The organism is Pseudomonas floridensis (assembly GCF_002087235.1).
In the GTDB taxonomy this organism is placed as follows: domain Bacteria; phylum Pseudomonadota; class Gammaproteobacteria; order Pseudomonadales; family Pseudomonadaceae; genus Aquipseudomonas; species Aquipseudomonas floridensis.
On the sequence record NZ_MUIO01000114.1, the window covers coordinates 1 to 9,973 of the forward strand.

The window sequence follows — 9,973 nt, forward strand, 5'->3', positions numbered from 1 at the left end:
GGCGCACGTGGTAATAGGCCTGGGACAGAAAGGCCCGGTAGCTCTCCAGACTGACCTGGCCTTGCAGCGCCTGACGAATGATTGGCAGGTTGAACAGGGTTTCGCGCTCCTGCTGGGTGGCGTCCTGCAGGGTCTGAAAAAAACTCATGGTGAAGTACCTTCGACTGGGTTCGATGGAATGATCAACGGGCGGTAGTGAGCAAAAATGGCGTCACGGCGTGGCCGGCCATTGGCGGTGGCAAGGCCGTTGGCCGGACTGAACGGCTGCGTGAGACGAGTCCATTCGCGCACGCGGGCATAATCGGGCAAGCGTTGATTGGCCTGGGCAACGGCTTCGGCAAGTTGCAGGTCGCTGATCTCAGGGTCCAGTGGCCAGAGCAGGGCATGGTTGTGAGCCATTGCTTCGCCGTGAACGAAAGCCTGCGCGATACGTCCGCTCTGGGTGAGTTCGGCCTCGACCCATTCCGGATTGACGTTGCGTCCGAAACTGGTGACGAACTGGTGTTTCTTGCGGCCCTTGAGATACAGATAGCCGTCGGCATCGAATTCGCCCAGATCACCGGTCGGCCACCACTGGGTTTCAGGCGGCGCTTCACCTAGATAACCGAGCATCGGCACTTCGCCAATCAGTATCTCGCCGTCTTCCGCCAGGCGTACCTGCCGATGCAGCAACGGCTGGCCCACGCTCCCGATGCGCTGCGCCCCGGGACGATTGAGGGCGACCACCGAGGCGCACTCCGAAAGGCCGTAGCCTTCGAACAACGGAATGCCTTGCACCTGCGCACGGAGCAGCAGCTCCCCGCTGACACGCGCGCCGCCGACGGCCACAAAACGTAGCGTTGCAGCGTCGAACGCGCCCATCTCGCAGGCGCGCACCAGCAACAACAGCAATTGCGGGACCAGGATCATGCTGTCGGCGCGCTGCCGGGTCAGGCAGGTCAACAGGCGCTGGGTGTCGACGCCGCTGGCACCCTGAATGCCCAGGGTCTGCTGGCTGAGCAGGCTGATACGTGCGCCAGCATGAAGCGCGGCATAGCAGCCGATGTTTTCCAGCAAAATGGCCAGCGGCAGCAGGGCGATGTGATGCTCGGGCCGCAGTGACAGGCTGGCCTCCTGTAGCTCGCGGGCCACACTCAGCACACTGTCCGCGCTCAGGCAAACGCCCTTGGGTGTACCGGTCGTGCCGGAGGTGAACGTCAGCTTGGCAGTGCCGGGCGGCATTCGCACCTCTGCATTGAAGGTGCGCCGCCAGAACGGATAACCGGTTGGCGCCTCGGCCTCGTACCCCGCTTCGAGCAACTGCGCTTCGTAGGCAGGCTCGGCAATGACCAGATCGGCCTGGCTCTGCTCCAGGCAATGCAATCGCTGGCGGCCACTGAAAAAGGGTGGCAAGGCCACACAGCTCATACCTTCGAACAGAACAGCCAGATCCCAGAGCAGCGCGTCGGGACTGTTGTCGAGCATCAGCGCCACGACTCGCGTACCTGCGTCGCGCAATCGCTGGCGGCGCTGTTGGAGTTCGACGATCAGCGTTGCGTAATCCACCGCATCGGCCTCACCCTGCAAGGCAATCTGGCGGGGCCGCTCAAGGGCGAACGTTGCCAATCGCTGCCAGAACATCTCGCGTTCATGCGACATGGCAGTGCACCTCACTGTGCTGCTTCATTGTGAGCGGCAAACCGAAACGCTCGAAAACCCCGGTGTTGCTCAAATGCCGAAAACCGGCAGCGATGTCGCCGACATGGACGCTGGGGCGGGTCTGGTAGTAATTGCCCCAGGCGTGCCGCTCATCACCCAGCCGTAGCGGATCGGCCGGTCCCAGCGTGACCGGACTCAGACCAAGCCTGATGAAGCTGTTGACCAGCGCGGTATTGCCAGTGAACGCCACCCATTCCAGTCCGCACACCGCCAGCATCCAGGTCACGGTGATGATGCTCAGCCGTGCGCTGCCCAGCGAGTTCGCAGCCAGATTACCGACTTCGACGATGGCCCGCCGCTCGACCGGGCACCCTGCTGCGGCGCGGACCTGATGCTCGATGGGGTCGTCCAGATAGCGTTCCAGAAACAGTGTCCCGGACATCGCCAGGCGCGCACCGGCCACTGCGCACACAGTCCCTCTGCTATCGCTCAGCCCGAACAGTTCAGGCATGAACTGCCGCACATCGGCGTTATGGGCTTTCTGGAAACGCATCTGGATAAAGCTTTCAAAGGCGCTGCGTTGTTGATCTGCGCAGGAGGCGCGGGAGAGGGTCAGCGAAGCTGCGCCGGGGCTGGCGAAGCACAGCGGCAGGCACAGGTTCCAGTCGATATCAGGCATTGGTGAGGTTCCTCCCCCGGTCAGCAAGTGAGGAGGAGTATCGGAGCGGTTTCTTAACGCAATCTGAAGGTTAGGAAAAATACTCGGCGTTTACCTCGAAATCGTCCGCATGCCTTGTTCTGGCAGCGTTTCTTTCGGTTCTGCACAGAGGGTCTGGGCGTTGAAGGGCAAACAAAATCAGCCTTTGGTGGTAAAGAAACTCGGCCCCGGCGCTCGAAACCGTTAGGCTATGCAGCTGTATTTTTGTTTTTCGTCGAGGTAGCACCCGTGTTTTCCGAATTCGCCCTGCACGAACGCCTGCTTAAAGCTGTGGCCGAGCTTAAATTTGTCGAGCCTACGCCCGTGCAGGCAGCGGCCATTCCGCTGGCATTGCAAGGGCGCGACCTGCGGGTGACTGCGCAAACCGGTAGCGGCAAGACGGCTGCCTTCGTGCTGCCGATCCTCAATCGCCTGATCGGCCCGGCCAAGGTTCGTGTGGATATCCGCGCGGTGATCCTGCTGCCAACCCGCGAGCTGGCTCAGCAGACCCTGAAAGAAGTCGAGCGCTTCTCGCAGTTCACGTTCGTCAAGGCGGGTCTGGTCACGGGCGGTGAAGATTTCAAGGCTCAGGCCGCCATGCTGCGCAAGGTGCCGGACATCCTGATCGGCACGCCGGGCCGTCTGCTGGAGCAGCTCAATGCGGGCAACCTGGACCTCAAGCACGTCGAAGTGCTGGTACTGGATGAAGCCGACCGCATGCTGGACATGGGCTTCTCCGAAGACGTCGAGCGTCTGGCTGGCGAATGCGCTGGCCGTGAACAGACCATGCTGTTTTCCGCTACCACCGGCGGTGCCGGTCTGCGGGAAATGATCCGCAAGGTCTTGAAGGACCCGCAGCACTTGCAACTGAACAACGTCAGTGAGCTGGCTTCGGGCACTCGTCATCAGATCATCACCGCTGACCATAACGTGCATAAAGAGCAGGTCCTGAACTGGCTGCTGACCAACGAGACTTACCAGAAAGCCATTATCTTCACCAACACCAAGGCGATGGCCGACCGTCTGTATGGGCGTCTGGTGGCGCTGGAGTACAAGGCGTTCGTGCTGCACGGCGATAAGGATCAGAAGGACCGCAAGGCGGCCATCGACCGTCTGAAGCAGGGCGGCGCCAAGGTCATGGTCGCCACCGACGTGGCGGCCCGTGGTCTGGACGTTGACGGCCTGGACATGGTGATCAACTTCGACATGCCACGCAGCGGCGATGACTACGTGCACCGTGTGGGCCGCACCGGTCGTGCCGGCAGTGAAGGTCTGGCGATCTCGCTGATCTGCCATGGCGACTGGAACCTGATGTCGAGCATTGAGCGCTACCTCAAGCAGAGCTTCGAGCGCCGTGTCATCAAGGAAGTCAAAGGCACCTACGGCGGACCAAAGAAGGTCAAGGCGTCGGGCAAGGCCGTTGGCGTGAAGAAGAAAAAGACCGACGCCAAGGGCGACAAGAAAAAAGTCGCCGCCAAAGGCCCGACCAAGCGCAAGACCGCCAACCGTCCCAAGTCTGACCTGGTCAGCAAAGACGGCATGGCCCCGCTGAAAAAACGCAGCACCCCGGCACCGGCTGCCGAGTGACATCTGCCTAAAGCGCGGGCGTCCGAACCACCACCTTCGCGAACAAGTTCGCTCCCACAGGAATAACACTGTGGGAGAGCAGGAAGATCACTCCGTGCGAGCGGACTCGTCCGCGAAAAACCCCGTAAACCGCCCAATCCCCGCCCTCTGAAGCATCGCCTTCGCGAGCAGATTCGCGTCCACTGAGGTGTGCTTGCCACAGAGACCTCTTTTTCAGGGCCTGTTGCTGGCGAGCCTTGCATGCACGTGGGCATTGTCGTCTGAACGGCTGCGCACCCCGCAGGTCACAACTTCGAGACACTATGCTTGTGACTGGACGTCATGAGCCATTCATCCATGCTGGACGGAGGGTTAATACAATGACTTATAACTGGGACCTTATCGAAAGCCTGCTTCATGAAGTGCAGAACAGTGGCGGCGGTTCGTTTGATTCGCACGAGTACGCCACCGCCAAGGCGTCGGAAGGCGAAGTGGTGGCGGATTCTGGGAGTCTTCAGGCCGAGGCGGGTCAGTTGAAAGAGCTGTTGATCAATCGCGGATTCATTCAGTCACGCCCGGCGGAAGAGAGTGACGGCCGCTCCGGTTTGATCCTTACCCCGCGTGGATCGAGCCTCTTGGCGTTGATCGACAGTAGCATTCCTGGCAACGATCACCCGCGTGAAGTGCTGGACAGGCAGGAAGATGGTCTGGACCCGGCAACCTTTGACGAGGTGGCGTCCAAGCCGCAGGTCGCCTGATTCGATGCCGTATACGCGCTGCTGACCGGCAGCGCGCTTCTCCACAGGGCAATACCTCTATTACTGCGCCGCGTTCGCCGATTTCAGGCAATTGAGATCGGTAAAGTCCTTGCGCATGTCCGCGATCCGGCTCAGCAGCCGGGTTCGTTGCTCGGGGGTGCTTTGCGCAGTGATGTCGACAATCAACGAAATGGCCGCTTTCTCGGTCTTGTCATAGGCCTGCCGATACTCGGGCGTCCAGAATGTCTCGCGGTCCTGCAACAACGCAGCGATGCGCTGAGGGAAGTCGCTTGATTGACGCTGCTGCACGGTTGCCAGAAACAGGTTCTGCCAGCGCGTACGGTTTTCGATCCACGCCTTGTTCTGCTCACCCAGTGAGGCAGACCATGCCTGGATCCGGTCTTTCTGTGCCTGATTGAGCTTGCCGATCCACGGTGTCAGGCGTTTCTCCATACGGTCGGCGCGCTCGGCGATCTGGCGCTCCAGGGGCTGCTCCAGGTATTTGTTCTCGCGTTTGCGCTGGTCCTTGGCAAAGGCGTTCTGCATCTCCTGAACCTGCTTGTCATCGAAACGGGCCAGCAACTCGACGGCCGACGGGGTGATCTCTCTGGAGATCTTGGCAATCGCTTCCTTGGCTTCATTGGTGCGCGCTTCGAGGCCTTCGTACGTCACCTGATCGGTTTTGACCATCTCGTCCAGCTTGTCGAGCCACGTCAGGTACTCGGGCAATTGAGTGCTGCAGTGCCAGCTCAAATGCTGTTTGAGACGCACATCCAGCCAGCCTTTCTGTTCGGAGTTCATGTCCAGGTAGTCGCTGAGCGTCCACGGAATGATCACATCCAGATTGCGGTACGCCAGCCCTACCTGATTGCACCCGGCAAGCAGTGACACGGCCATCAACAGCGTAATGAAGGCTTTGAACAGAGACTGCATGAACACTCCTCGAGGGTACTGACCTGCACAGATTCTGTGCAGTAGAGGAGTGTAGCGCGCAGGGGTTCAACCGGGATGCCGTGTCAGAAAAACGAGCGTACGGCCTTGAGGGTGAAGGTGCCGTCGCAGCGTGCGTTGTGACCACTGTACACGCTGCAATCGCCGCCGCTCAGACTCGACCCGCTGTAGATCAGGTTCATGTCGATGCCCAGCCACGGACGCGAAAGATTGAGCGACCAGTCGTTGAAACCGCTGATCTGCCCGCCATCGTCAGAGATCTGCGGCGTATCGAACTGATGGTTGGCGTATTGCATGCGCACGCCGATACCGAGCCGCTCGATGGCGCCCAGATCGACGAACACCGTGCTGTCGCGCGAGCCCACATCGTTGCTGAAGGCCGCGCCGATGCGGCTGTCGAGCATTCGCAGTCCGGCATAGAATTCGTGGCTGTCGATCTGGCTGGTGTCCGGGTAGCTGTAACGGATCATGCCCAGCTCATAGCCCAGCGTTTTATCGAAGGGTTTCTTGAAACCCATGTAGGAGTCGACTTCCAGTGCGCTGTCTGGCGTGAACCCCATGTTGGGTGCCCATTGGCCGAAATAGAAGCCGCTGTCATGGGTCAGGTCCATGCCGCCATGAAACGAACCCGAACCGCCACTGGGCGTCACCAGGCCCTGCGCCATGCTGCGCGTCGGGGTGGTGGCCAGTTTGAGATCGAAGTCGCCCAGATCCCGCTCCATGACCTGGGCGGAAACGTACTGACTGATGAACAGGGCGCTGAAGGTCAGCGCGTGTAAGCGATGGCTGAGCATGGCTCACTCCTTAATGTGTCGAGGAGTGTGGTCAGGGATGGCGTATCGAAAAACGGCTCAGGAGCCCGACACAAGCCGCGTGCTAGAGCCTCGCAAGGATACCGGTGAAATCGCGTTGGAGCAGACCGTTCGTCGATCCGCAGCGCATCAGTTGGCCGCGGTGGCCTGCGCAGGCGGGATGATCAGCCCGCGAATCACCACCAGAGCCTGTTCGAACGAGGGATAACCGCTCTTGGCGACGTCCAGCTCGGCGTACTCTTTCTGATAGCGCTGGGACAGTTGCGGATCACTGATGCTCAACTGCTGAGACAGCAGGGCAATGGCCAGCGGGTGCCTGTGTTTGGCAGCGGTTTGCAACAGATCGATGATCTGTTTGTGATCGGCCTGCTGGCGGATCAGCAGAACCGCCTGATAGAACTCGGCTTCACCGGAGGCATCATCCAGCGCGGCTCGGCGCAGCATGGCTTCGGCCAGTTCGTAGTTTTCGCGGTTGTCTTCACTGATCAGCAGCTTGGCCTGCAACATGTCGTTCTGATACAGCAGGTGCCCGGCCCGGCAAGGGCTGTCGGTGAGCTGACTGTCATTGGGACCGTTTTCGCAGTGATGCGATGTGCAGCCACCCAGGTACACAAGTGCGCCGAAAAGCATCCAGTTCTTCATTCGAGCATTCCGCCAATGAGACAACTACCAGAGCGTGATCCAGCTCGTGGTCATAATGATATCAATCAAGAGAGTAGCAGCGTGACGGGAGGAATATCCAGCGAAGGATGGTCAATCTAGCGCCTTGAGCGTCAAGGCGCATAGAGATCGACGGACAAGGCGGGGGTGTTACTTCTTGCCGAGGTTGATCTGCTTGGACGGGGTGAAAGTCTGGCCACTCACGCCTTTGGCGATTTGCTGGATTTCGCCGCCGGACTTCAGGAAAGCCGCAATCTGTGCGTTGATCGAGTCGCTCGTTTCAACGGCTGGTGCGGGCTTGGCTTTCGAGTGGGATGCTTTGATACGCATGGCTGCCATTTACCTTCATAAACGTAATACGGCCAGCCATCGTACAGGAAAGCCTTGCCTGATGCTTGGCGAATGTGGCAATCGCCCGGCCGCCGCGCGAGCGTCAAAACAGCATTGATATCGCTTCACGCTCGCCAAGCAACTGTTTTGCCTGATGAAGTCTGTAAGGAACGTCGTTCGTCGGCAAAGCCTGCGTGCGCCAGTTTGGTGCCAGTAACTGACGAGTGGAGCCCCAAGTCAGGTCTGAACGCTTCCATCGCGCAGTTTCCTGGCCAGTGATCCGGCAGTGCGGCGCGAATGCCGGTGCAAACTCGGGTAGAATGCGCCCCACGCAATGAGGGTATCTGCACATGGCTTTAATCGGGCGCTACAACAGCTTGCAAGTGGTCAAGCACACTAACTTCGGTCTGTACCTGGACGGTGCGCAGGATGGCGAAATCCTTCTGCCCAATCGTTACATCCCCAAGGATGTACCCAGCGAAGATGAAGACTGGCTCAACGTGTTCATCTATCTGGACAGCGAAGACAAGCTGATCGCCACCACTGAAAAACCCAAGGTCCAGGTCGGTGAGTTCGCCAGTTTGAAAGTGGTCGAAGTCAACAGCATCGGCGTGTTCCTGGACTGGGGCCTGCCCAAGGACCTGTTGCTGCCGTACTCGGAAGAGAAGCGCACGTTGCAGGCCGGTGATTACTGCGTGGTGCATGTCTATCTGGACAAACATACCCGTCGCATCACCGCCACCGCGCGTCTGGATCGCTATCTGGACAAGACCCCGGCCAACTACAGCGTTGGGCAGGAAGTGGACTTGCTGGTGGCCGAAGCCACCGACATGGGCTTCAAGGCAATCATCAACAACAAGCACTGGGGGCTTATTCACAAGAACGAAGTATTCAAGTTCATGCGTGCCGGCAAGCAGGAAAAGGGTTTTATCAAGGAGATCCGCGCAGACGGCAATATCAGCCTGAGTCTGCAACCGGTGGGCGCGGAAGCGGCCAGCAGTCTGAATTCGAAGATTCTCGCCAAGCTGCGTGAGAACAACGGCACTCTGCCGGTCAGCGACAAGAGCGATCCGCAGGTGATCAGCGGTCTGTTCGGTGTCAGCAAAGGCAATTTCAAGAAGGCCATCGGCGCGTTGTACAAGCAGGGTCAGATCGTGATCCACGCCGACCGTATCGAGCTGGTCTGACAGCCGTCAGCGCCTGAGTCTGAATAAGTTACCGTAGACGCGGTGCAGTTCAGGCCCAGGCTGCCAGCCTGTCGATTTCCTGCTTCATGCGGTTGAACGGCAGTGTGCCGTTGAAAACTTTAGCCTGCTCCAGCGATTCGTCGCTGCGCCGCAACAGCACCACGGGCACCGCTCGCAACCCCAACTGCTGCGCCAGCGCCTGATCATCCAGTACCGATTTCTCGTACTCGCTGTCGATCAATGCCTGTTCCAGCGCGTGCCTGTCCAGGCCCAGCGTATGACCCAGCTCCAGCAAGGTCGGCGTTTCGCCGATGTCCAGTCCGTCCTCGAAAAACGCCTTGAACGCGCCCTTGTGAAAGTCGGCGAAGCGTCCTGCATTGCGGGCGAATGCGGCGGCTTCAAGCACTTTGCGGCTGCGGGGCTGTACGGTTGGCATCTTCATGACGACCTGACGCTTGTCCGCCATGGGCAAAACGGAACGTGACCAGGTGGCGCGCAGGTAATCCGCATCGGGGTCGAGCATGGCGAGTGGGGCGGGGCGCAGTTCAAAGGCGTGCCAGTTGAACTCAAGCCGCTCGCCATAGCTCTGCTGAAGCTGTTCAAGCACCGAGAGTTGCAGGTAACAGAAGGGACAGACGTAGTCGCTCCAGACATCTATTTTAAACGGACCACCAGTGTTCATTCGCCAAACTCCATAACGCTAATTAACACTGACTCCCATAGCCCCGTAAAAGTCCTGCCGTTTGGAGGATCATTTTTCAACGGCCGCTGGTCATAGCTTCATGCGAGGGCGTTCTGCCGTCGAACACCACCAGGGACGCCTCATGAAAAAGATATTTTCGGCCTACGTCGGCACGCTATTGGCGTTTCTGATACTCGATGGAATCTGGTTGGGGGTGCTGATGGGGCCGACCTATCGGCAATGGCTAGGGCCGATGATGCTGGAAACACCGGTGATCGGTCCGGCGGTTGTGTTTTATCTGCTGTATGGCGCAGGCGTGGTGATGTTTGGCGTACTGCCGGCCCTCAAGGAACAGCGCTTGGGTCGCGCGACCGTTTACAGCGGCTTGCTGGGGCTTGTTGCATACGGCACCTATGATCTGACCAACTGGGCCACGCTGCAGGGATGGCCCGCGCAACTGGCGCTGGTGGACCTGGCCTGGGGCACGGTGGCCTCGGCATTGGCGGGGACGGCGGGGGATCTGGGGGCGCGGAGTCCGGCCTGAGCGAGCCGATGAAAGTCGCCGCGCTGGCGACTCTCACGCTGGCTGTCGACCCCTGATCAGGGTTGCAGGAAACCCGCAAAGCTCAGGTTGCTGCCCTTGGGGCGCATGTCCTTGAGGTAGGAATCCTTGTCGGCGCTCAACTCCAGGC

The 9,973-nt window shown here is 59.6% G+C and carries 11 protein-coding genes and 1 pseudogene; 4 read left to right on the top strand and 8 right to left on the bottom strand.

The features are described 5' to 3' along the window. From BZK31_RS30170 to BZK31_RS24555, 3 genes and pseudogenes are all read right to left on the bottom strand, one after another. A pseudogene (locus BZK31_RS30170) lies at positions 1-148 on the bottom strand (biliverdin-producing heme oxygenase); the annotation flags it as partial. Continuing rightward, on the bottom strand, positions 145-1,638 hold the full coding sequence (locus BZK31_RS24550) for an AMP-binding protein (protein WP_083185871.1): 1,494 nt from the start codon (positions 1,636-1,638) through the stop codon (positions 145-147). The gene BZK31_RS24550 and the pseudogene BZK31_RS30170, both read right to left, overlap by 4 nt. Beyond that, positions 1,628-2,317 (bottom strand): thermostable hemolysin, encoded by a 690-nt coding sequence (locus tag BZK31_RS24555; RefSeq protein ID WP_083185872.1) that lies wholly within the window; start codon positions 2,315-2,317, stop codon positions 1,628-1,630. Before BZK31_RS24555 ends, BZK31_RS24550 begins: the two co-directional genes overlap by 11 nt. Before the next feature lie 267 nt (positions 2,318-2,584). Between BZK31_RS24555 and BZK31_RS24565 the strand changes: the two genes are divergently transcribed. Both BZK31_RS24565 and BZK31_RS24570 read left to right on the top strand, forming a co-directional pair. Then, positions 2,585-3,922, top strand: coding sequence for a DEAD/DEAH box helicase (locus BZK31_RS24565; RefSeq protein ID WP_083185873.1), 1,338 nt, complete (start codon positions 2,585-2,587; stop codon positions 3,920-3,922). 359 nt (positions 3,923-4,281) lie between these two features. Beyond that, on the top strand, positions 4,282-4,659 hold the full coding sequence (locus BZK31_RS24570) for a transcriptional regulator (protein WP_083185874.1): 378 nt from the start codon (positions 4,282-4,284) through the stop codon (positions 4,657-4,659). 60 nt (positions 4,660-4,719) lie between these two features. Here the strand turns inward: BZK31_RS24570 and BZK31_RS24575 are convergent, their stop codons facing one another. The 4 genes from BZK31_RS24575 to BZK31_RS24595 form a co-directional block, all read right to left on the bottom strand. Next, positions 4,720-5,592 carry a DUF6279 family lipoprotein gene (locus tag BZK31_RS24575; RefSeq protein WP_083185875.1) on the bottom strand — a complete coding sequence of 291 codons (873 nt, stop codon included), beginning with the start codon at positions 5,590-5,592 and terminating at the stop codon, positions 4,720-4,722. An 83-nt stretch (positions 5,593-5,675) separates the two neighbouring features. Further along, positions 5,676-6,404: a TorF family putative porin gene (locus tag BZK31_RS24580; RefSeq protein ID WP_083185876.1), complete on the bottom strand. Its 729-nt coding sequence runs from the start codon at positions 6,402-6,404 to the stop codon at positions 5,676-5,678. A gap of 147 nt (positions 6,405-6,551) precedes the next feature. Beyond that, a complete protein-coding gene (locus BZK31_RS24590; RefSeq protein ID WP_083185878.1) occupies positions 6,552-7,064 on the bottom strand; it encodes a hypothetical protein in 513 nt (170 codons plus the stop codon). A gap of 168 nt (positions 7,065-7,232) precedes the next feature. Continuing rightward, entirely contained in the window at positions 7,233-7,421 is a 189-nt protein-coding gene (locus BZK31_RS24595; RefSeq protein ID WP_025994762.1) for a hypothetical protein, read from the bottom strand. A gap of 341 nt (positions 7,422-7,762) precedes the next feature. On the opposite strand from BZK31_RS24595, the gene BZK31_RS24600 reads away from it, so the two are divergent. Next, positions 7,763-8,599 (top strand): CvfB family protein, encoded by an 837-nt coding sequence (locus tag BZK31_RS24600; protein ID WP_083185879.1) that lies wholly within the window; start codon positions 7,763-7,765, stop codon positions 8,597-8,599. 49 nt (positions 8,600-8,648) lie between these two features. Here BZK31_RS24600 and BZK31_RS24605 read toward each other — a convergent pair whose 3' ends face one another. Continuing rightward, on the bottom strand, positions 8,649-9,281 hold the full coding sequence (locus BZK31_RS24605; RefSeq protein ID WP_083185880.1) for a DsbA family oxidoreductase: 633 nt from the start codon (positions 9,279-9,281) through the stop codon (positions 8,649-8,651). 142 nt (positions 9,282-9,423) lie between these two features. Between BZK31_RS24605 and BZK31_RS24610 the strand changes: the two genes are divergently transcribed. Continuing rightward, positions 9,424-9,825, top strand: coding sequence for a DUF2177 family protein (locus BZK31_RS24610; protein ID WP_083185881.1), 402 nt, complete (start codon positions 9,424-9,426; stop codon positions 9,823-9,825). Positions 9,826-9,973 lie beyond the last annotated feature (148 nt).

Coding starts and splice junctions, on each gene's coding strand:
- BZK31_RS24550 (WP_083185871.1), bottom strand. CDS start 1,638: ATGTCGCATGAACGCGAGATGTTCTGGCAGCGATTGGCAACGTTCGCC.
- BZK31_RS24555 (WP_083185872.1), bottom strand. CDS start 2,317: ATGCCTGATATCGACTGGAACCTGTGCCTGCCGCTGTGCTTCGCCAGC.
- BZK31_RS24570 (WP_083185874.1), top strand. CDS start 4,282: ATGACTTATAACTGGGACCTTATCGAAAGCCTGCTTCATGAAGTGCAG.
- BZK31_RS24575 (WP_083185875.1), bottom strand. CDS start 5,592: ATGCAGTCTCTGTTCAAAGCCTTCATTACGCTGTTGATGGCCGTGTCA.
- BZK31_RS24580 (WP_083185876.1), bottom strand. CDS start 6,404: ATGCTCAGCCATCGCTTACACGCGCTGACCTTCAGCGCCCTGTTCATC.
- BZK31_RS24590 (WP_083185878.1), bottom strand. CDS start 7,064: ATGAAGAACTGGATGCTTTTCGGCGCACTTGTGTACCTGGGTGGCTGC.
- BZK31_RS24595 (WP_025994762.1), bottom strand. CDS start 7,421: ATGGCAGCCATGCGTATCAAAGCATCCCACTCGAAAGCCAAGCCCGCA.
- BZK31_RS24600 (WP_083185879.1), top strand. CDS start 7,763: ATGGCTTTAATCGGGCGCTACAACAGCTTGCAAGTGGTCAAGCACACT.
- BZK31_RS24605 (WP_083185880.1), bottom strand. CDS start 9,281: ATGAACACTGGTGGTCCGTTTAAAATAGATGTCTGGAGCGACTACGTC.
- BZK31_RS24610 (WP_083185881.1), top strand. CDS start 9,424: ATGAAAAAGATATTTTCGGCCTACGTCGGCACGCTATTGGCGTTTCTG.